This window comes from Lysobacter capsici, from assembly GCF_014779555.2.
Classification (GTDB): domain Bacteria; phylum Pseudomonadota; class Gammaproteobacteria; order Xanthomonadales; family Xanthomonadaceae; genus Lysobacter; species Lysobacter capsici.
In genome coordinates, this window is record NZ_CP094357.1 from 1,090,535 (window position 1) to 1,111,733 (window position 21,199).

Sequence of the window (21,199 nt, forward strand, 5' to 3'; positions counted from 1 at the left end):
GGATGCTCGGCTGACGTCTTGCGCTAAAGCCGCAACGTCGTGAAGGCGCAGAGTCGTGAATGCACGAAAGTGCTCAGTAGAAACGTCAATAGAAACCCCAGTGCAGCACGAAACTCATCGCCGCTCGCGCCAACCGCCCACTCAACGCTCCGGCCCCACACCCCCCGGCCCCATCCGCTCCAACACCAGCTCCACAAACCGACGCAGCTTGGGCAACGGCTGCCGATCGCGCGGATACAGCAGATGCACCGGCCGCGGCGGCGGCAATTCGTTTTCGAACAACGCGACCAGACGGCCCGCGGCGATGTCCTGCGCCAGCAGCACTTCGGGTTGCAGCACGATGCCGCAACCGGCCAGCGCCGCGCGCCGCAAGGCTTCGCCATGATTGGAGGCGAAGCGTCCGCTCACGCGCAGCGGCTCGGCCGAAAGCCGATCGAAGCGCCAGCCGGCGTCGCGATTCCACAGCAGATGACTCAGGCAGCTGTGATCGACCAGTTCGCGCGGATCGGTCGGGGTGCCGCGCGTGCGCAGGTACTCGGGCGAGGCGGCGACGATCATGCGGTAGGGCCGCAGCGGCCGCGCCACCAGGTGATCGGAATCGGCGAGCGGGCCGATCCGGATCGCCGCATCGAAGGCTTCGGCGATCACATCGGACATGCGGTCGGAGAGCACCAGATCGACCGAAACCTCGGCATGGCGCTGCAGGAATTCGGCCACCACGTCGGCCACCGCGCCGCCGCCCAGGGTGAACGGCGCGGTCACCCGCAACCGCCCGCGCGGCCGGTCGTCGTCGCGCATGCGCTCGGCGACCGATTCGGCGTGGCGGACCTGCTCAAGGATCCGCCGGCAATCCTCGACAAACGCCGCGCCGACTTCGGTCAGATGCTGCTTGCGCGTGTCGCGCTGGAGCAGGCGCGCGCCCAGGTGCTCTTCCAGTTGCTTGATGTGCTTGCCGACCATCACTGCCGACAGATTTTCGGCCTGGGCCGCGGCGGCGAAACTGCCGGTCTCGGCCACCGCCACGAACACGGCCATGCTGCGCAGCTTGTCCATGGGCTAACCGCCAGTTAGGGGAGCGCGAAATCCTAGCGCATTCACCGTCGACGTCCCGGCGCGCAGACTGGCGTCCTGTCTCCCCACCCGGAATCCCCGTCATGAAGATCCTGCTCGTCGGCGCCAGCGGCACCCTCGGCCGCGCCATCGCCGATACCCTCAAACATCACGAGATCCTCGCCGCCGGCCGCAGCAGCGCCGACTACCCGGTCGACATCACCGACGACGCCAGCGTCGAAGCCTTGTTCGCGCGCACCGGCAAGCTCGATGCGATCGTGTCGGCGGCCGGCGTGCTGCATTTCGGCCCGCTGGAATCGATGAAGCCGTCGGACTTCGCGATCGGCCTCAACGACAAGTTGCTGGGGCAGGTGCGGCTGGCGCTGCTCGGCCAGCATCATCTCAACGACGGCGGTTCGATCACCCTGACCACCGGCATCGTCTCGGAAGAGCCGATCCGCGCCGGCGCCAACGCCAGCGCGGTCAATCGCGCGATCGAGGGCTTTGTGCAGGGCGCCGCGTTCGAACTCAAGCGCGGGCTGCGCATCAATGCGGTCAGCCCGAACGTGCTGAGCGAATCGTGGGCGGACTACGGCCCGTTCTTCCCGGGTTTCGAACCGGTCACCGCCGCGCGCGCGGCGCTGGCGTATCAGCGCAGCGTCGAAGGCATCCAGAGCGGACGGGTGTTCAAGGTCTGGTGATTGTGTGCGGCGTGCCGTGCGCCGATTACAGATGCCGCGGCACCCGCGCCTGCAGCAATGCCACCAACGCAGGCGCCATGTAGTCGTAGTTGTCGGGAATATCCAGGCAGACCACGCGCTTGCCGCGTAGCTGCGGCTGGAACTTGTGTTGCAGCTTGCTGCGCTGGGCTTTTTCCATCACGAAGATCAACTGCGCCCATTCGATCAACTCGGCGCCGAGCGGTTGCTCGGCGTCGTGATTGAGTCCGGCCGAGGCCACTTCCAGATCGTCGCGGCCGCCGAACACCTGCTCGGCGGTCGGGCTGCGCAGCTTGTTCTGACTGCAGACGAACAAGATGCGCTGCATGCGCGGCTCAGGCGCTCGCGGCGAATTCGTCGCGGGTGAGGTTGAGCGGCGCGGCGTCGGTGCAGACCACGTCGTCCTCGATGCGGATGCCGCCGAACGGACGGAACTGCTCGATGCGGTTCCAGTCGACGCTGTCGGCGTGTTCGCCCTTGCGCAAACCGTCGAGCAGCAGGTCGACAAAGTACAAACCCGGCTCGATCGTCACCGCCATGCCGGGTTCCAGCACCCGGGTCAGACGCAGATACGGATGACCGGCGGGCTTGTCGATGCGGCCGCCGCGATCGGACGCGGCGAAACCGGCCACTTCGTGCACCTGCAGGCCGATGCCGTGGCCGATGCCGTGCGGGAAGAACACGCCGCTCACGCCGGTTTCCACCGCCGCTTCCGCGCTGATCCTGAGCACGCCGAAATCCTTGAGGATGCCGGCCAGCGCCAGATGCGCGTCGAGGTGGATGCGCTTGTAGTCGGTGCCGGCGCGGACCTGATCGCACATGACCCGTTGCGCCGCATCGACCGCGTCGATCAGCGCCTGGAACTCGCTGCCGGCGTCGCTGGCGTAGCTGCGGGTGATGTCGCAGGCATAGCCGTGATGGCTGGCGCCGGCATCGATCAGGAAGCTGCGCGACTGCGCCGGCGGCTCGCGGTCGAGTTCCATGTAGTGCAGCACCGCGCCGTTCTGGTTGAGGGCGACGATGTTGTTGTACGGCAATTCGTTGCTGTCCTGGCGCGCGGCGGCGCAGTAGGCCAGGTGGATGTCGAACTCGCTGCGGCCGGCGCGGAACGCGGCCTCGGCGGCGCGGTGCGCGCGCACGCCCTTGCGGGTCGCCTCGCGCATCATCGCCACTTCGTAGGGCGTCTTGAAGGCGCGGTGGTATTCGAGATAGTCGATCACCGGCTGCGGGTTGTTCGGCGCGAACTCGCCGAGTTTGCTCAGCGGCTCGCCGAGGATGGCGCAGCGCGCCGGGTCCTTGGGCAGATGGGCGAGCGCTTCCTCGGCGGTGCGGATCACGATCACGTCGAAATGCTCGACCCACCAGCCGCTGGGCGCCTGCGGCACGACATGCCAGTAGTCGAACGGCTGCAGGTAGATCAGCTTGGGTGTCTGCCCGGGCGTGGCGACCAGCCAGCTGCCCGGGTTGCGGGTCAGCGGCACCCAGGCCTTGAACTGCGGGTTCGCCGCGTACGGGTAGTCGCGGTCGTCGAACACCTGGTAATGCAGGGTGCCGCTGGGGACGACCAGATGATCGAAGCCGCCGCGCGCCAGCGCCTGCTCGGTGCGGCGTTGCAGTTCGGCGAAGTGTTGCGCGTACAGCTCGGCGATGGAGCGGGACGCGGACGGATCGGCGGTGCGGGCGGGGGCGGTCATTGCGGGGCTTCGGCTGGGGAAACGCGGCTATTTTGCCGGATTGCGCGTCGGGCTGGATTTGCCGCATGCGCTAAGCCCCTCTCCCGCAAAGCGGGAGAGGGGTTGGGGTGAGGGCCGCTGGCCGACTGCGTCGCGCTGCGATTCGCGCGCGCCCTCATCCGCCCTTCGGGCACCTTCTCCCGCTTGCGGGAGAAGGGATAAGCACAAGCTCCCGCTTGCGGGAGAAGGGCGCTGCGTTACTCGTAACTCGCCCCGGGCGAATCCAGCCACTCGGCGGTGCGGGCGGGGGCGGTCATTGCGGGGCTTCGGCTGGGGAAACGCGGCTATTTTGCCGGATTGCGCGTCGGGCTGGATTTGCCGCGTGCGCTAAACCCCTCTCCCGCAAAGCGGGAGAGGGGTTGGGGTGAGGGCTGCTGGCCGACTGCGTCGCGCTGCGATTCGCGCGCGCCCTCATCCGCCCTTCGGGCACCTTCTCCCGCTTGCGGGAGAAGGGATAAGCACAAGCTCCCGCTTGCGGGAGAAGGGCGCTGCGTTACTCGTAACTCGCCCCGGGCGAATCCAGCCACTGGCGCAAATGCTGCATGCCGTCCTCCGGCATGGCGATGAAGCGAAAACCGGTCCAGGTCTGGCCCGGGACGCTGGCGCGGTCCTGCCACAGCAGGTGCGCGCCGACTTCGATCGGCGAGGCGTGCTGCGGCGCGTCGCGCAGGTTGAAGCGCAGTTGATACAGCGCGTCGTCGACCAGCGGCGCGCTGGCGATCAGCATCATCCCGGTCTCGGACAGATTGCCCAGATGGCCGATCACGGCCTCGGTCATGGTGTCGACCACCTGCACCGTCTCGACGATGCGGCGACGGCGGGTGCGGCGGTATTCCTCGTTCATGCGCCGGCCCCGTCGGTGGCCGGCGCGCGACTGCCGCCGAAGCCGCGCAGCACGTCCAGCGCCGCGTGCCAGGCGCGATCGACCAGCCGGCTGCGTTCCTCGGCCACGATCCGCACCTGCCCGCGCGCCAGCATCCGCGCCAGGCTGTCCAGCGATTGCTCGCCCACGCGCTGGCCGCGCTGGTTGACGAACAAGGCGTTGTCGGTGATCGGGCTGAACCACGACAGGCGCCGGCGCACCGCGTCGCCCTGCTGGTTCTGCACGAATTCGAACCAGGTGCCGAACGGCAGCGCGCGGATCTGTTCCCAGCAGGCCTGTTCGCGCTCGTCGCGCGGCGACAGCGACGCGCGCGGCGCCGGCGCGTGGCCTTCCTCGCCCAGGCGCACGCGCGAACGCAGCTTCACCGCCAGTTCGGTGCGCGAGGCGGCTTCGTCGGTCAGCGCCGGGCCGATGGTGAGCTGGCGCGAGATCGCGCCGGCATCGTCGGCGTGATAACCGACCAGGGTCAGGGCATGTTCGATATCGGCGTCGAGCCCGCACGGCGCGGTCGCGCCCACGCCGGTCAGGTTGGCGGCGACGATCTGTTCGGTGATCGCGAGCTGGCGTCGCCAGGCGTCGGAGTCCTCGCCGTGGCGCAGCAGGGTCAGGGTGAGTACGTCGGCCCAGGCCTGGCTGAGCAGGGTCTGGACGAAGCGCGGCAGGCGCTGGTCGGCGGTGCTGGCGTCGATCGCCTGATTGGCGCGGCGCTTGGCCAGTTCGAGTTTTTCCTTGCCGCGCGCGGCTTCGACGTGGCGGCGTTCGCTGACTTCGGCCTTGCGCGCCATGCTCTGCAGATGCTCCTGCAGGCGCTGGTTGGCGGTGTCGAAGGCGCCCGGCGCGACCTTGTAATGCTCGATCACGTGGTCGACCGCCTGCCGCAGCGGCTCGTGCAGTTGCGGGTCGACTTCCTCGGTCGGGGTCCAGCGCGCGCCGGCCTCGGCGACGGTGTTGAGCAACTGCCGCGCCGGATGTCCGCTGTGTTCGAGCAGCGAACGGTCCTGCAGCGCCGCATGCAGCAACGGCGCCTGCAGGCGGTTGAGCAGGGTCGAGATCATCGCGTCGCCGCGCAGGCGTTGTTCGATCTCGCCGTAGAGCAGGTCGAGCAGGTCGAACACGTCGCCGTCGTCGCGCGACAGCGCGATCGGGCGTTCGGTGTCCGTGCCGGCGCTGCCGTCGTTGCGCTCATGCGCCGCCAGCAGCGACTGGCGCAGGTCGGCGACCTTGCGCAGCGGCTGCGGGCCGCGCGGCAGTTCGTCCTTGAGCTGATTGAGCGCATCGAGCAGATCGGCGGTGTTCAGCGCGGCGGCCGGCGCCGACGGCTGCGCGCGCGGGCGCAGCTTGTCGACCAGTTCGCGGCGTTCGCCGAGCCATTGCTGCAGGGTCGCGAAGTCGACCGCGTCGGCGGACGCGGCGGTGGCGGGCTGGCCCGGCCAGGCGGTGTGCGGACGCGGCGGATCGTTTGCGCGCGCGGGTTTGGCGGCCGGTTCCTGGACGGGTGCGGCGCTCGCGCCGGTGCGTGGGCCGGGGTTGAGTCCGGTGCCGGCGGCGCGCGCCGGGTCGTTGGGGCGATCGCCCGCGGGATCGCTCGCGGACGCACGACGCACCGGTTCGGCCGCGAGCGCGGCCAGGCCGTCGGCGGCCGGGTTCTGCGCGCTCGGACGAGTCCGCAGCGGCACGAACGACAGACTCGGCAGCACGTTCTCGCGCGCCAGCAGGGCGTTCATCGACTCGACCATCGCCGCGTAGCCCAGCATCACCTGCTGGTCGAACACCCGGTACAGATCCAGCCGCGATTCCAGGCTGATCTGCAGCGGCTGACAGGCTTCGGCGAAGCTACGGATCAGCCGTTGCGGGCCGACCGGCAGGCGCTCGCTGTCGAACGCGGGCGCACCGGCGAGCACGCCGAAGCGCTGGCCGAGCAGCAACAGGCCGAGTCCGGCGCGCGACTCGTGGCGGCTGGCCACCGCGCGCAGCACGGTGTTTTCGTCGACTTCGCTGTCTTCGACCAACCGAAGTTCCCGAAAATGAGGCGCTGCGTTGTTGACCGGACGCGATGGAGTGGCCGCCGTGTCCCTCAACCGAGTCAGCGCCGTCTCCAACCCCAACAAATACCGAGGAATCAAATCCGCCCGCCGCAACCGCACCAGCCGCAGGGTCTCCAGATACCCCGACTGCAGACTGGGATTGCGGGCCTGATCGGCCTGGCGGAACAACTGCTGCTCGTACTCGGCGAGCATGCGTTCGAGCAGCGGCGCGATTTCGTCGCTGACCAGCGCATACAACTGCTCGAGCAGCCGGCGCACGCGGCGAGGCAAGGCGGCGGTGGCCAAGGTGGCCCGCGGCGAGGCGTCCAGAGGGTCGAACGTGGCGGACATGGGCTTTGGGTACTGACGACCGCGAGATATAACCACGCCTCCCGGGCCACAAGCCAGCCCGAACCGGTCCGGGCGTAGCGAGCAGCCGACAGGAGGCGACCATTGGCACAAACGCGGTGCCTACTGCGTAGCGGCCAGGGTCGAGTGTGTCGCGGTTGCGGTGGTGGCTTTGTGAGTTGGCGCCGGGGCCTAGCGAGTGCGCCGGCCGTTACCGCGCGCCGATCATTCGGGCAGGAACAGCGCGACCACATCGTTGGTGAAGCGTCGGCCCAGCTCGGTCGGCTGGACCCGGTCGCCGTCGCGTTGCAGCCAGCCGGCGGCATAACCGGCCTGCAGCTGCGGCTCGATCGCCGCGCGCTCCAGCCCGGTGCACGACTCGAACGAGCTCAGCGAAAACCCCTCGACCAGCCGCAGCACATTGAGCATGTATTCGAACGGCCGCCGCGCCGGCGCGATCCGGTCGTCGCCGCCGATCGCCGCGGCGCTGCCGGCCGCGGCCAGGTATTGGGTCGGGTGCTTGAGCTTCCAGCGCCGCAGGATGTCCTGCTCGGCGCCCAGGGTGATCTTGCCGTGGGCGCCGGCGCCGATCCCCAGGTAATCGCCATAGCGCCAGTAATTGAGGTTGTGCTGGCAACGCCGGCCTTCGCGCGCGTAGGCGCTGACCTCGTACTGGCCGTAGCCGTGTTCGGCCAGCAGCGCCTGGCAGCGTTCCTGGATGTCCCAGGCGCCGTCCTCGTCGGGAATGCCCTGCGGCGGGCGCGCGGCGAACACGGTGTTGGGTTCCAAGGTCAGCTGGTAATGCGAGATGTGCGCCGGCTCCAGCGCGAACGCGCGCCGCAGGTCGTGTTCGGCCATGGCCAGGGTCTGGCCGGGCAGGGCGTACATCAGATCGAGATTGAGATTGTCGAAGCCGGCGTCCTGGGCCAGCTTCACCGCCGCCTCGGCTTCACCGCTGTCATGGATGCGGCCCAGGCGCTTGAGGCAGCCGTCGTCGAAGCTCTGGATGCCGAAGCTCAGCCGGTTCACCCCGGCGGCCTGGTACAGCTCGAAGCGGCCGTGCTCGGCGGTGCCCGGGTTGGTTTCCAGGGTGATCTCGGCCCCGGGCGCGAAGCGCAGCCGCGCGCTGGCGGCCTGCAGGAAGCGGTCGATGAATTCCGGCGGAAACAGGCTCGGGGTGCCGCCGCCGAAGAACACGCTGTGCACGGTGCGGCCCCAGACCAGCGGCAGGTCGTGTTCCAGGTCGGCGATCAGGGCGTCGACGTAGGCGTCGAACGGCAGCGCGCCGCGGCCCTCGTGCGAGTTGAAGTCGCAATACGGGCATTTGCGCACGCACCAGGGCAGGTGGACGTACAGCGACAGCGGCGGGGTGGTCAGGGCAGGAGTCAACAGCGTGGGCCGGGCGCCAGGGCCCGGTATCGGTCGAAGGGGAACCGATAGCTTACCGGTCGGGCGTCGCGGCGTAGCGGCGCGTCGCCAGCAGGGCGCGCAGATTGGCGTCCAGCTGCACGTCCGGGCGGGCCTGGACGACCAGATGCATGATCGTCGCCAGCGGCTCGGCGTGGCCGTCGCCGGACATTTCGCCGTCGAACACGGTCACCGTGTCCCAGGCGCGGTGCGGGGCCGGGGCCAGGCGCAGTTCCAGGGTCGAGGTCAGGCGCATGCGCCCGTCCTTGGCCCGGTGCAGCGACATGGCGACCACTTCGCGCGGTTCGAACACCCGGCTGCGGTGGCCGCTGGTGATGTTGGCGCAGCGGATGGCGCCGCCGACCGCCGGGCCGCCGAGCGCGGCGTCCAGGCTGACCCGCTGGACCGCGGCCAGCGCGACCAGCCCGACCAGGCCGGCCAGCAGCCACAGCGCCAGTTCGATCTCGCTGCCGAAGCTGGGCGCGCCGGCGCGCAGGCCGTCCTGGCGGATCCAGATCGCGATCGGCATCGCCAGCAGATACAGCACCGCCACCGACAGCACGGTGTGGCCGCCGGTGCGGAAGGCGCGGCGCTGCGGGGCATCGGCGCGCAGCATCCGGTTCATGGGCTCAGCTCCGCGAGGCGCTCGCGCAGGATCGCCAGCGCGCGGGCGCGATGGCTGACCTTGTTCTTGATCGCGTCGTCGATCTCGCCGGCCGACACGTTGTACTGGGTGTCGAAGAACACCGGCTGATAGCCGAAGCCGCGCTCGCCCTGGCGTTGTCGGGCGATGCGGCCGTGCCACACGCCTTCGGCGATGATCGGACGCGGATCGCCGGCATGGCGCAGCAGCACGATCACCGCATAGAAATGCGCGCCGCGCTGTTCGTCCGGGACGTCCTTGAGCGCGGCCAGCAGTTTGTCGATATTGCCCTGGGCGTCGCCGTGGCGGTGATAGCGCGCCGAGTACAGACCGGGCGCGCCGCCGAGCGCGTCGACGCAGATGCCCGAGTCGTCGGCCAAGGCCGGCAGGCCGGTGACCTGACAGGCATGACGCGCCTTCAGCAACGCGTTCTCGACGAACGTGCTGCCGGTTTCCTCTACGTCCTCGACCCCCAAGTCGGTTTGCGCCACCAGGTCGATGCCGGTGTCGCGCAGCAGGTCGCGCAGCTCCACCAGCTTCCCGGCGTTGCTGCTGGCCAGCACTAATCTCATGCCTTCAGTTCCAGCAAATCCCAGCGATTACCGTACAGGTCTTCAAAAACGGCGACCGTGCCGTAGGTCTCGACGCGTGGAGATTCCAGGAAGCGCACCCCGCGTTCGAGCATCGCCGCGTGGTCGCGGTGGAAGTCGTCGGTGTGCAGGAAAAAGCCGACCCGGCCGCCGGTCTGGTCGCCGACGCGCGCGCGTTGTCCGTCGTTCGCGGCCTGCGCGAGCAGCAGCGCGGTCTGCGCGCCGCGCGCCGGCGCGACCCGCACCCAGCGCTTGCCGCCGCCCTGATCGATGTCCTCGAGCAAGCTGAAACCCAGGGATTTGGTGTAGTAATCGATGGCCTCGTCGTAATCGGCGACGACCAGGGTGATGCTGCCGATGCTGCGGTTCATGCGTGTCCTCGTGCGGGGCCGGACGCGATCGCACGGCGAACTCGTCTGGCGAAATCAGCCGCGGCGACGGCCTGTCGGCGGCTGGCGACAATGATCGCGAATGCGCGGCGAAGTTCAGCGCGTGTGGCGAAATTTGAGACGTGGTGCGCGGATGTGTTCACGCGCTGTGTGTGGGGCGGTATCGCGGACGTGCAGTGTCGGGTCACGTCTAAAGGCTTGTTGCCCAGGGGCGGGCAAAAGATCCCGCGCTTAGCGCGATGGTCGGCGTGGTTCGGGCGATCGTCACTGCGCGTACTTGCTCGTCGTTCCCGCAAAGGCGGGAATGAAGGTAGGAGAGTGCGCGGTCGCTGGATAAATTCGAATGCTTTTGCCCGTCATTCCCGCGAACGCGGGAATCCAGTGACTTTGACGAGGCAACGGCTGCCACGTCGCTTCCCAGGCCTACGTTCAAGTCACTGGATTCCCGCTTTCGCGGGAATGACGGTAAGGGAGGGCGCGGCCGCTGGACGAATTTCGAACGCTTTTGCCTGATGCTTTTGCTCGTCATTCCCGCGAACGCGGGAATCCAGCGCCTTCAGCGCGGGTCATGCGAGCGACGTCGTTTTTGCCAGTCCGCCCAAGTCGCTGGATTCCCGCCTTCGCGGGAATGACGGCAGGAGAGGGCGCGGTCGCCGGACAAATTCCGAATGCTTTTGCTTGATGCTCTTGCTCGTCATTCCCGCGAACGCGGGAATCCAGTGACTTCAGCGCGGGTCATGCGAGCGACGTCGTTTTTGTCAGTCCGCCCAAGTCGCTGGATTCCCGCTTTCGCGGGAATGACGATAGGAGAGGGCGTGGCCGCCGGACCAATTCCGAACGCTTTTGCTTGATGCTTTGCTCGCCACTCCCGCGAACGCGGAAATGACGGCAGGAGAAGACGCGACCACCGAATCATCTGTCCCGCGCCTTGCCGGCGAAAACTCAACCCGCCAACGCCTCGCGCTGCTTGAGCACCAACTCGGCGATGCCGGCTTCGGCCAGCGCCAGCAAGCCATCGAGTTCCGAGCGCCGGAACGCATGGCCCTCGGCCGTGCCCTGCAGCTCGATGAAACCGCCGCCATCGTTCATCACGACATTCATGTCGGTATCGCAGTCGCTGTCCTCGGCATAGTCGAGATCCAGCACCGGCACGCCGCGGTACACGCCGACCGAGACCGCCGCGACCGCGCCGAAGATCGGGTCGCGGGTGATCTCGCGCCGCGCCTGCAGCCAGCGGATCGCGTCGACCAGGGCCACGTAGGCGCCGGTGATCGCCGCGGTGCGGGTGCCGCCGTCGGCCTGCAGCACGTCGCAGTCCAGGGTGATGGTGCGCTCGCCCAGCGCCTTGCGGTCGACGCAGGCGCGCAGAGCGCGGCCGATCAGGCGCTGGATTTCCAGGGTCCGGCCGCCCTGCTTGCCGCGCGCGGCCTCGCGGTCGCTGCGGGTGTGGGTGGCGCGCGGCAGCATGCCGTACTCGGCGGTGACCCAGCCTTCGCCCTTGCCGCGCAGGAAACCGGGCACCTTGTTGTCGACGCTGGCGGTGCACAGCACCCGGGTCTGGCCGAAGCTGACCAGCACCGAGCCTTCGGCGTGAGCGGTGTAGCCGCGCTCGATCCGGACCTCGCGCATCTGCTCCGCGGTGCGGCCGCTGGGGCGGACGAGCGGGCCGGCCGGAGCCTGGGCGGGAGCGGCGTTGGGACCGGTCATGAGGCGGATTTACCGTTTGAGGGCCGGCGAGTTTACCATTCGCTCCCTGTAGGCTCGGGATTTCCGAATGATTCGCAGCATGACCGCCTTCGCCAGCGGCGAACGCGTGACACCCTGGGGCACGCTCGGTTGCGAGCTGCGCTCGGTCAACCACCGCTTCCTCGAACTCGGCGTGCGCCTGGCCGACGAGCTGCGCGTGCTGGAACCGGCGCTGCGCGAGCGCGTGGGTTCGCGGATCAGCCGCGGCAAGATCGACCTGAGCCTGCGCCTGCGCGCGCCCGAAGGCGGCGATGCGCTGCAACTCAATCCGACCCGGCTGCGCGAACTGAGCGATCTGGCGATCGACCTGTCGGCGCGCTTCCCGGCGCTGCGCACCGACTTCACCGATCTGTTGCAGTTCCCCGGCGTGCTGCAGGCGCCGAGCACCGACCCGGCGGCGTTGCAAGCCGAAGCGCTGAGCCTGCTCGACAGCGTGCTGGACGAATTCGTCGCCTCGCGCGAACGCGAAGGCGGCAAGCTGGCCACGGTGATCGGCGAACGCATCGACGGCATCGCCCGGATCGCCGCCGACGTGCGCGCGATGATGCCGGCGATCCGCACCGGCCAGCGCGCCAAGCTCGAAGCGCGCCTGGCCGACCTGGCCCAGCCGGCCGACAACGGCCGGCTCGAACAGGAACTGGTGATGTGGCTGCAGAAACTCGATGTCGACGAAGAACTCGACCGGCTCGATTCGCACGTGTCCGAAGCGCGGCGCGTGCTCAAGCTGCGCGAAGCGGTCGGCCGCCGCCTGGACTTCCTGCTGCAGGAATTCAACCGCGAAGCCAACACCCTGGGATCCAAGTCGGTCGACGCGCGCAGCTCGGCGGCGGCGGTGGAGCTCAAGGTGCTGATCGATCAGGTGCGCGAGCAGATTCAGAATATCGAGTAGCCGGGAATCGGGAGTGGGGAATAGGGAATAGCAAGAGCGACAACGTCGCCAGATCCCGCGCTCCGCACTTCCGATTCTCCATTCCCCATTCCCCATTCCCGAGACTTATGCGCGGAACTCTCTACATCGTCGCCGCCCCCTCCGGGGCCGGAAAATCCAGCATCGTCAACGCGGTGCTCGCGCGCGATCCGAACATCCGCCTGTCGATCTCGTTCACCTCGCGCCAGCCGCGTCCGGGCGAGCGTCACGCCGAGCACTACCACTTCGTCAGCGCGCAGGAATTCGAGGCGATGGTCGAGGCCGGCGATTTCTTCGAATACGCGCGCGTCCACGGCGACTGGAAGGGCTCGGCGCGGCAGTCGGTCGAGCCGTTCCTGTCGGCCGGCAAGGACGTGCTGCTGGAAATCGATTGGCAGGGCGCGCGTCAGGTGCGCGCCAAGGTGCCCGACGCGGTCAGCGTGTTCATCCTGCCGCCGTCGCGCGACGCGCTGGAGTCGCGCATGCGCTCGCGCGGGCAGGACAGCGAGCAGGTGATCGGCCAGCGCCTGGCCGCCGCGCGCGAGGAGATGTCGCACTACGGCGAGTTCGACTACGTCATCGTCAACGAGATCTTCGACACCGCCGTGGACGAGATGTGCGCGATCTTCCTGGCCAGCCGGCTGCGCCGCGAACCGCAGGTCGCGCGGCATTCGCGCCTGATCACGGCGCTGCTGGCGGATTGATTGACGGCCGGGATTGGGGATTGGGGATTCGGGATTGGGAAGGCGGGAATCGGGAATCGGGAATCGGGAATCGGGAAAAGCCTATCCGGCCGTCGGTCGGGTCCCCGTACCGGCGTACCCGCGCAATCTTTTGTGAGAGGGGCTTCCAGCCCCGACACCCGATCGCCGCGCATCCCGAAGTCGCCCTGTAGGAGCGGCGCGAGCCGCGACCGCGCCAATCGGTCGATCACGCCTATCCGGGGCCGATTCGCTCCCCAATCGCCGCTCAAACCGCCCTCTCGGCGTCCGTCTCGGCCTTATCTGATTGATTCACAAGGCCAAGCCCACCCAAACCTTGCTCCAGCCAGGGACAGCGACTAAACTTCCCGGTCCCCATCCGCATTACAAAGACGGCCGCACCGGCCGCAGGAGCCCCATGGCCCGCATCACCGTCGAAGATTGCCTGGAAGTGGTCGATAACCGCTTCGAACTCGTCATGCTGGCCGCCAAGCGCGCCCGCCAGCTGGCCAACGGCGTCGAGCCGCAGCTGGACAACAGCGAAGCCAACGACAAGCCGACCGTGCTGGCGCTGCGCGAAATCGCCGCGCGTCAGGTCAACCCGGAATACATCGACGCGGTCGAAAAGGCCGAGCGCGAGCGCAAGGAACGCGAAGCCCTGGAATGGGCCGCGGCCGAAGTGGTCGCCGACGACGACCTGTCCAAGGGCGACGACTGATCCAACCGGCAACCGGCTGCGCGCCCGCGCGCGGACGATCCGGATCGACAAACGGCTCCGCCTCGGCGGGGCCGTTTTCGTTTGTGGCCGGGGCTGGGCTGGCGCGGAAACCTGAAGACCCCCGCTGGACGGGGCTTTGCGGGCGAGACAAGCGCGCTTTCGGGCGAATTTGCCTGCATGCGAGCCGCCATTGCGCGTGGAGCCTCAGCCCCGAGGCCGAACTCGGTGGAATTTCCCGACAACTCGCTCGAACCGCGCGTCGGCGCCGACACCGCTGCCACAAATACTTCGGGCAACCGCTTCCAGGCAGCCCGCTTCAGGCAACAGCCCTGAAGACCGGATCGGGGCGCAGCGACCGAAATAAGCGCCCGCACGTCGCACCCGATTCGCCCGACAGCCAGGCCCAGCCTGAACCGAAGCTCCCGCCAACTGCGCAAGCCGTGACCGTGTGCTTGCGCGGAATCGAGCCGTCGCCACATTCAAAGTACGTAATGCGTTGCGCCATGCGCTCCCGCCCGCGTAAATTTCCGTTATGACCCCTGCCGAGCCCGCGCTGAAAACTTATCCTGCCGCTGCCGAGGACACGGAGCTGCCGGACTACGTGCGCGAGCTCGAGCTCGCCGCGCACTACCTGCCCGAAGCGCAGCGCCATCAGCTGCGCCGCGCCTGGGCGGTCGGTGCCGCCGCGCATGCCGGGCAGACCCGCAAGTCCGGCGAGCCCTACATCACCCATCCGGTCGCGGTGGCCAAGGTGCTGGCCGAGCAGGGCCTGGACGTCGAGACCCTGGTCGCGGCGATCCTGCACGACACCATCGAAGACACCCCGCTGACCCGCGAATGCCTGGCGACCGAGTTCGGTCCGACCGTGGCCGAACTGGTCGACGGCGTCACCAAGCTCGACAAGCTGCAGTTCCGCGATCGCCAGGAGGCGGCGGCGGAAAGTTTCCGCAAGATGCTGCTGGCGATGGCGCGCGACCTGCGGGTGATCCTGATCAAGCTCGCCGACCGCTTGCACAACATGCGCACGCTGGGCGCGCAGAGCGCCGAAGCGCGCGAACGCATCGCGCGCGAGACCTTGGAAATCTACGCACCGATCGCCCAGCGCCTGGGCATGAACCTGATCAAGGCCGAGCTGCAGGATCTGGGCTTCCGCGCGCTGCATCCGTGGCGTCACGCCGTGGTCGAAAAACGTATCCGCACCCAGCCGGTGGTACGGCGCGAGTCGCTGGTGCAGATCGAAGCGCACCTCGCCCAGCGGCTGGCGAAGGAGAAGCTTCAACACCGCCTGATCAGCCGGGTCAAATCGCCGTGGAGCATCTACACCAAGATGCATCACGAGCATAAGAGCTTCACCCAGGTCATGGACGTGTTCGGTTTCCGCATTGTGGTCAAGAGCGTGCCGGACTGTTATCACGCGCTCGGCGTCGCCCACTCGGCCTACAAACCGCTGGATTCGCGCTTCCGCGATTTCATCGCGATTCCGAAGGCCAACGGTTACCAATCGCTGCACACGGTGTTGTTCGGTCCCTACGGTTCGCCGGTGGAAGTGCAGATCCGCACCGAGGACATGGACCTGATCGCCGAGCGCGGCATCGCCGCGCACTGGTCGTACAAGCACGGCGGCGAAGGCCCCAACAGCGCGCAGTCGCGCGCGCACAGCTGGATCGCCAGCCTGGTCGAATCGCAGCGTTCAACCGGTTCGTCGCTGGAGTTCCTGGAAAACGTCAAGGTCGACCTGTTCCCGGACGAGGTCTACCTGTTCACGCCCAAGGGCGACATCCTGTCGTTGCCGCGCAATTCCACCGCGCTCGACTTCGCCTACGCGGTGCATACCGACGTCGGCAACCGCGCGGTCGCCGCGCGCGTCGACGGCAAGCTGGTGCCGCTGCGGACCAAGCTCGCCAGCGGCCAACGGGTCGAGATCATCACCGCCAAGTCGTCCACGCCCAAGCCGCAGTGGCTGGAGTTCGTGGTCTCGGGCAAGGCGCGCACTTCGATCCGGCAACAGCTCAAGCAGCTCGAACACGAAGACGCGGTGCAGCTGGGCCATCGCATGCTCGATCGCGCGCTGGAAGTGCTGGAGACCTCGCTCGACCGCACTCCGGCGCAGCGGCTCGACGCGTATCTGGCGGAAAACCGCTATCCGCGTCTGGAAGCGTTGCTGGCCGACATCGCGCTCGGCAACCGCATGCCCAACCAGGTCGCGCTGGCGCTCGCGCGCGAAGCGCCGGGCAAGGCCCGCGGCCGCTCGATCGATCGTCCGCGCCTGCCCGAGGACAAGATCCTGATCACCGGCGCCGAGCGCGGCGTGATCAGTTTCGCCAACTGTTGCCTGCCGTTGCCGGGCGACGAAATCATGGGCTACCACACCGCCGGCAAGGGCATCGTGGTGCATCGCCTGGATTGCCCGAACGTCGCCGAGTACCGCAAATCGCCCGACCGCTGGGTCGCGATCGGCTGGGACCGTCAGGTCTCCGGCGACTTCGCCGCCGCGCTGCGGATCGAAGTCGACAACCGCCCCGGCTCGCTGGCCCAGGTCGCGGCCGCGATCGCCGAAGCCGAGTCCAACATCGACCGGGTCGAATACCTCGAACGCGATTCCAACATCGCGATCATGCGTTTCGCGATCGAAGTGCACGACCGCAAGCATCTGGCCGACGTGATGCGGCGGGTACGCCGGTTGGCGGTGGTGTTGGGTGTGCAGCGGATGTGAGAGGCCGGGAATTGGGAGTCGGGAATCGGGAATCGTAAGAGCGCGGTCGCGGCGTCTGTGGCTACGCGACTTTGATCAACGTACGGCGAAGCCCAGTTCGTGATCCAGGCCCCGCGACCCCGCTTTTGCCCTTACGATTCCCGATTCTCCATTCCCCATTCCCGGCCCTCAAATGTCCCGCGAAATCATCCAGACCGACCAAGCCCCGGCCGCGATCGGCCCGTACTCGCAAGCCGTGCGCGTCGGCGACACCGTGTATCTGTCCGGCCAGATTCCGCTGGATCCGTCCAGCGGCCTGGTGATCGAAGGCGATATCGAAGCGCAGGCGCATCGCGCGTTCCGCAATCTGCAGGCGGTGTGCGAAGCCGCCGGCGGTTCGCTGGCCGACATCGCGCGGCTGGGCCTGTACCTCACCGACCTGAGCGCGTTCGGCAAGGTCAACGCGGTGATGGGCGAATATTTCAACGCCCCGTTCCCGGCGCGCTCGACCGTCGAAGTGTCGGCGTTGCCGCGCGGGGTCGCGTTCGAGGTCGATGCGATCATGGTGTTGCGCTGAGTCGACCGACAGCGACGCGGCTTCGATGCATCGTGCAGGAACGGCGCAAGCCGCGAGCGTGATGTTGCCGGTGGCCGCGTGAGTTGGCGCGGGCGCGGCTGTTTAAAGCGCGGTGGTCGTCATGCTGCTGTGGTGCGGGCGGTGTCGCCGTAGCCGGGGTTTCGCGGTCGCGGCTTGCGCCGCTCCTACCGTTTGTGACGCGGCTGCGTGGGCTCGCGGCTATCTGCGCTCGCCGGCCATTTCGGCGAGCAGGTGCTCGCGCAGCGCGCGCGGCGTCTGTCCGGTCAGGCGCTTGAACGCGCGGCGGAAATCGCGCGGGTCCTTGTAGCCGATCGCCGCGCCGACGCTGGCGATGGTCAGGTTGCGTTCGCGCAGCAGGGCGTAGGCGCGGTCGATGCGCAGGCGGTCGTGGATGTCGTGGAAGCTGGTGCCTTCGTTGGTCAGCTGGCGGCGCAGGGTGCGTTCGCTGACGTGCAGTTGCGCGGCGATGCCGGCCAGCTTCGGGTCCTGCGGCAGTTGCGCGCGCAGCAGGCGCTCGACCGCGGCGGTGACCTCGCCGGGCACCGCGGCGTCGGGCATCTGCGCCTCGCACAGGGCCAGCACCTGGCGCGAGGCGATCGGGTTGTGGGTCGGCAGCGGCACCGCCAGCCAGTTGGCGTCCAGCACCAGCCGGTCCTGCGGTTGTTCGAACGCGACCGGGCAGTCGAACACCTCGTCGTAATGCTCGCGATACGCCGGCGCCGGATAGCTGAATTCGATCCGCAGCGGCCGCAAGGTGGTGCCGACCAGGCCGCGCGCGAGCGCCAGGCAACTGCTGAAGAATTCCTCGGCGACGAAACGGTGGATGCTCGGATAGGCCAGGGTCATCTGCCCGGCCAGGGCCAGGGTGCCGCTCTCCGAGGCGCTTTCGACGAAACGCATCAGGCTGCCGACCACCGGGGTGAAGCGCAGGCCGATCTGCAGCGCTTCGCCGAAGGTCGCCGCGGTCGTCATCGCCAATCCGAGCAGGCCGAAATTGCCGACGTGCTGGTCGCGGCCGAGGTCCAGGCCGATGGTCGGCGGCAGCACCTTCAAGGCGCGCTCGACCACCACCGCGGTCGGCCGGTCGGGCAGGCGCACGCCGGGGTCGCTGACCTGCGCGCGGCTCAGGCCGGTGCCGGCGAACCAGTCGTCGCTGGGCGCGCCGATCCGGTCCGCGGTCTCGAGCAGACCCCACAGCAGGTTCGGCGACATCAATGCGACGTCGGGCCGGGCCTTGTCCTGATCGGATGACTGACGCATCGCCTCTCACTGTTGATCGCGGATAGGCCGTGAACTTGACCGCGAATGCCCCCTTAGTGTGCCGCATTCGCCCTCACGCGCGCTCACATCGGCGGCGGAGACTCGACGCTTAGCCGTCACGGGGTCCGTTCTCGCCATCGGCGCGAACCCACCCCGCTCGCCAACGATCACGGGGATCACCATGAACCAGCCCATTCGCGCGTCCGTCCTCGCCCTGGCCGTGGCCGCGCTGACCGCCGCCTGCGGCCCCGAACAAGCCCAGCACACGCCGACCGCGCAGGTCGCCGCCGGCGATGCGGGTTTCGCCGACACCTTCCGCACCCGCCTGCTCGACGCCAAGGACGGCGACGTGATCGAGGTCCCGGCCGGCCGCTACACCTTCGACCGCAGCCTGACCCTGCGCGTGGACGGGGTGACCATCCGCGGCGCCGGTCCGGACAAGTCGGTGCTCAGCTTCAAGGGCCAGAAGGCCGGCGCCGAGGGCCTGCTGGTCAACGCCAGCCGTTTCACCCTGGAAAACATCGCGATCGAGGACAGCAAGGGCGACGGGCTGAAGGTCAACGAAGGCGAGCACATCACCATCCGCAACGTGCGGGTGGAATGGACCGGCGGGCCGAGCACCAAGAACGGCGCCTACGGCCTGTATCCGGTCAAGACCCGCAACGTGCTGATCGAGAATTCGGTCGCGATCGGCGCCTCCGACGCCGGCATCTACGTCGGCCAGTCGCGCGACGTGATCGTGCGCAACAGCCGCGCCGAGTTCAACGTCGCCGGCATCGAGATCGAAAACACCGTCAACGCCGACGTGTACGACAACGTCGCCACCAACAATACCGGCGGCATCCTGGTGTTCAACATGCCGGCGTTGTCGCAGCAGGGCGGCGCGATCCGGGTGTTCAAGAACAAGGTGTTCAAGAACAACACCGCCAACTTCGGCGCCAAGGGCACGCCGGTGTCGAGCGTGCCGGCCGGCAGCGGCATGGTGGTGAATTCCAACGACGACGTGGAAATCTTCGACAACGACATCAGCGACAACGCCACCACCAACATCATCGTCTCCAGCGTCTATTCCACCGGTTACAAGGACGACAAGGCGGCCAAGGATTTCGATCCGTATCCCGAGCGCATCTCGATCTACGGCAATCGCCTGTCCGGCGGCGGCGATTCGCCCGATGGTCTGGACTTGAAGGCGCTCAAGACCGCGATCTACGGCCTGAGCGGGCACTTCCCCGACGTGCTGTGGGACGGCTACGCCAATAAGGATCGCAAGGAAGGCCCGCAGATCTGCATCCGCGATGTGTCCGGCGTGGTCAACGCCGACGGCCCCGGCGGCTACAAGAACCCGAGCCAGGACACCAAGCCCTACGCGTGCGAACTGCCGAAGTTGCCGGCGATCGACCTCAAGCGCGGTTGATCGATGCGCCGTATTTCGATGGGTCATGCTTCGACAGGTCGTGCCCCGATGCGTTACGTGTTCGCCGTGGCGATGTCGTTGCTGGTTGCCGGATGCGGGAAGCCGAGCGCGGATATCGCGCCGCAAGCCGCGCCACAAGCGGTCAACATCGCGGCCGATTCGCCCTGGCCGGCGGTACATTTCTTCGCCGACGGCCAGCCGGCCGACTTGGCCGAATGGAACCTGCTGCGCGTCGCCGACGGGCGTCTGCGTCTGAACCGCGACGTGCTGCCCTACGATCTCAACACCGCGCTGTTTTCCGACTACGCGCACAAGCTGCGCACGGTATGGATGCCGAAGGGCCAGGCCGCGCAGTTCGATGCGCAGCGCGAATTCGATTTCCCGGTCGGCACCATCTTCAGCAAGACCTTCTACTACCCGCGCGGCGAAGGCGACACGGTGTTGCGCAGCGCCGACGACGGCCCGGACCTGGCCGGCGGCGGGCTGCAACTGAGCAAGGTGCGCTTGATCGAAACCCGTCTGCTGGTGCGACGTCAGGACGGTTGGATCGCGCTGCCGTACGTGTGGAACGCCGAGCAGACCCAGGCCAGGCTGATGCGCGGCGGCGAACTGGTGTCGCTGCAACTGCTCGCGAGCGACGGCAGCCGCGAACAGGCGCAGTACACCGTGCCCGATCAGAACCAGTGCGCCGGTTGCCACGGCACCGACATGAAGAGCAAGGCGCTGCATCCGCTGGGGCCGCGCGCGCGCCATCTCAATCGCGATTTCGCCTACGACGACGGCGCGGCCAATCAGCTCGCGCACTGGACGAAGGTGGGCTATCTGCACGGCGCGCCCGAGCCGGCGAGCGCGCCGCGCGACGCCAACTGGCGCGATCCGGACGCGCCGCTGGAGGCGCGCGCGCGGGCCTATCTCGATATCAACTGCGGTCACTGCCACAGCCCGACCGGGCCGGGCAACACCTCGGGCCTGTGGCTCGACGCGTCGACCCAGGAACCGCTGCGACTGGGCCGTTGCAAACTGCCGATCGCGGCCGGCAAGGGCACCGGCGACCGGCGTCACGATATCGTGCCCGGCAAGCCCGACGAATCGATCCTGACCTATCGCATGGTCAGCGACGACCCGTCGGTGATGATGCCGGAACTGGGCCGCAGCGTGGTCCACGCGGAAGGAGTACAACTGATCCGCGATTGGATCGCCGCGCAACAGGGGACGTGCGGTTGATCGCTGAATCGTCGGATCGCGGGAGCGCCGCGAGGTTCCGCGTGGATGGGCATTCGCCCCGGCGACAAGGGACGTCGGACATTCGCAAGAACCATCCGATCGGCAAAACCGTCTGAGGGAATACAGACCATTGGAACGCAACCGCTGCACGCG

General features: G+C 68.0%; 19 protein-coding genes. 8 read left to right on the forward strand and 11 right to left on the reverse strand.

Annotation, left to right across the window (positions count from 1 at the left end; translation table 11 throughout):
• Positions 1 to 141: 141 nt before the first annotated feature.
• A complete protein-coding gene (locus tag IEQ11_RS04445) occupies positions 142 to 1,053 on the reverse strand; it encodes a LysR family transcriptional regulator (RefSeq protein ID WP_191821969.1) in 912 nt (303 codons plus the stop codon).
• 101 nt (positions 1,054 to 1,154) lie between these two features.
• On the opposite strand from IEQ11_RS04445, the gene IEQ11_RS04450 reads away from it, so the two are divergent.
• Positions 1,155 to 1,751 carry a short chain dehydrogenase gene (locus IEQ11_RS04450; RefSeq protein WP_046655518.1) on the forward strand — a complete coding sequence of 199 codons (597 nt, stop codon included), beginning with the start codon at positions 1,155 to 1,157 and terminating at the stop codon, positions 1,749 to 1,751.
• A 25-nt stretch (positions 1,752 to 1,776) separates the two neighbouring features.
• Here IEQ11_RS04450 and IEQ11_RS04455 read toward each other — a convergent pair whose 3' ends face one another.
• The 9 genes from IEQ11_RS04455 to rph form a co-directional block, all read right to left on the reverse strand.
• A complete protein-coding gene (locus IEQ11_RS04455) occupies positions 1,777 to 2,097 on the reverse strand; it encodes a low molecular weight protein tyrosine phosphatase family protein (protein WP_191821968.1) in 321 nt (106 codons plus the stop codon).
• Between the two features lie 7 nt (positions 2,098 to 2,104).
• Positions 2,105 to 3,463, reverse strand: coding sequence for a Xaa-Pro dipeptidase (gene pepQ, locus IEQ11_RS04460; protein WP_191821967.1), 1,359 nt, complete (start codon positions 3,461 to 3,463; stop codon positions 2,105 to 2,107).
• A 532-nt stretch (positions 3,464 to 3,995) separates the two neighbouring features.
• Positions 3,996 to 4,346, reverse strand: coding sequence for a PilZ domain-containing protein (locus tag IEQ11_RS04465; protein WP_036108773.1), 351 nt, complete (start codon positions 4,344 to 4,346; stop codon positions 3,996 to 3,998).
• On the reverse strand, positions 4,343 to 6,760 hold the full coding sequence (locus tag IEQ11_RS04470) for a DUF1631 family protein (RefSeq protein ID WP_191821966.1): 2,418 nt from the start codon (positions 6,758 to 6,760) through the stop codon (positions 4,343 to 4,345). The genes IEQ11_RS04465 and IEQ11_RS04470 overlap by 4 nt, the downstream gene beginning before the upstream one ends.
• Positions 6,761 to 6,982: 222 nt before the next feature.
• On the reverse strand, positions 6,983 to 8,146 hold the full coding sequence (gene hemW, locus IEQ11_RS04475; protein ID WP_191821965.1) for a radical SAM family heme chaperone HemW: 1,164 nt from the start codon (positions 8,144 to 8,146) through the stop codon (positions 6,983 to 6,985).
• 52 nt (positions 8,147 to 8,198) lie between these two features.
• A complete protein-coding gene (locus IEQ11_RS04480) occupies positions 8,199 to 8,789 on the reverse strand; it encodes a hypothetical protein (protein WP_191821964.1) in 591 nt (196 codons plus the stop codon).
• Complete coding sequence (gene rdgB, locus IEQ11_RS04485) at positions 8,786 to 9,379, reverse strand: RdgB/HAM1 family non-canonical purine NTP pyrophosphatase (RefSeq protein WP_036108764.1); 594 nt, start codon at positions 9,377 to 9,379, stop codon at positions 8,786 to 8,788. The genes IEQ11_RS04480 and rdgB overlap by 4 nt, the downstream gene beginning before the upstream one ends.
• On the reverse strand, positions 9,376 to 9,768 hold the full coding sequence (locus IEQ11_RS04490; protein ID WP_036108762.1) for a VOC family protein: 393 nt from the start codon (positions 9,766 to 9,768) through the stop codon (positions 9,376 to 9,378). The genes rdgB and IEQ11_RS04490 overlap by 4 nt, the downstream gene beginning before the upstream one ends.
• 960 nt (positions 9,769 to 10,728) lie before the next feature.
• A complete protein-coding gene (rph, locus tag IEQ11_RS04495; RefSeq protein WP_046655534.1) occupies positions 10,729 to 11,493 on the reverse strand; it encodes a ribonuclease PH in 765 nt (254 codons plus the stop codon).
• Positions 11,494 to 11,560: 67 nt separating this feature from the next.
• Between rph and IEQ11_RS04500 the strand changes: the two genes are divergently transcribed.
• From IEQ11_RS04500 to IEQ11_RS04520, 5 genes are all read left to right on the forward strand, one after another.
• Positions 11,561 to 12,421 (forward strand): YicC/YloC family endoribonuclease, encoded by an 861-nt coding sequence (locus tag IEQ11_RS04500; protein WP_036108760.1) that lies wholly within the window; start codon positions 11,561 to 11,563, stop codon positions 12,419 to 12,421.
• Between the two features lie 107 nt (positions 12,422 to 12,528).
• The gene (gene gmk, locus IEQ11_RS04505; RefSeq protein WP_036108758.1) at positions 12,529 to 13,143 is read left to right on the forward strand and encodes a guanylate kinase; all 615 of its coding nucleotides are present in this window, start codon (positions 12,529 to 12,531) and stop codon (positions 13,141 to 13,143) included.
• Positions 13,144 to 13,558: 415 nt separating this feature from the next.
• Positions 13,559 to 13,858, forward strand: a complete 300-nt coding sequence (gene rpoZ, locus IEQ11_RS04510) for a DNA-directed RNA polymerase subunit omega (RefSeq protein ID WP_036108756.1) — start codon at positions 13,559 to 13,561, stop codon at positions 13,856 to 13,858.
• A gap of 532 nt (positions 13,859 to 14,390) precedes the next feature.
• Positions 14,391 to 16,571: a RelA/SpoT family protein gene (locus IEQ11_RS04515; protein ID WP_036108754.1), complete on the forward strand. Its 2,181-nt coding sequence runs from the start codon at positions 14,391 to 14,393 to the stop codon at positions 16,569 to 16,571.
• Positions 16,572 to 16,743: 172 nt separating this feature from the next.
• Positions 16,744 to 17,127 (forward strand): RidA family protein, encoded by a 384-nt coding sequence (locus tag IEQ11_RS04520; RefSeq protein WP_036108751.1) that lies wholly within the window; start codon positions 16,744 to 16,746, stop codon positions 17,125 to 17,127.
• A 219-nt stretch (positions 17,128 to 17,346) separates the two neighbouring features.
• Here the strand turns inward: IEQ11_RS04520 and IEQ11_RS04525 are convergent, their stop codons facing one another.
• Complete coding sequence (locus IEQ11_RS04525) at positions 17,347 to 18,408, reverse strand: AraC family transcriptional regulator (RefSeq protein ID WP_046655536.1); 1,062 nt, start codon at positions 18,406 to 18,408, stop codon at positions 17,347 to 17,349.
• Positions 18,409 to 18,589: 181 nt separating this feature from the next.
• Between IEQ11_RS04525 and IEQ11_RS04530 the strand changes: the two genes are divergently transcribed.
• Together IEQ11_RS04530 and IEQ11_RS04535 are read left to right on the forward strand one after the other, a co-directional pair.
• A complete protein-coding gene (locus IEQ11_RS04530) occupies positions 18,590 to 19,822 on the forward strand; it encodes a parallel beta-helix domain-containing protein (RefSeq protein ID WP_191821963.1) in 1,233 nt (410 codons plus the stop codon).
• 48 nt (positions 19,823 to 19,870) lie between these two features.
• A complete protein-coding gene (locus tag IEQ11_RS04535; RefSeq protein ID WP_191821962.1) occupies positions 19,871 to 21,046 on the forward strand; it encodes an SO2930 family diheme c-type cytochrome in 1,176 nt (391 codons plus the stop codon).
• Positions 21,047 to 21,199 lie beyond the last annotated feature (153 nt).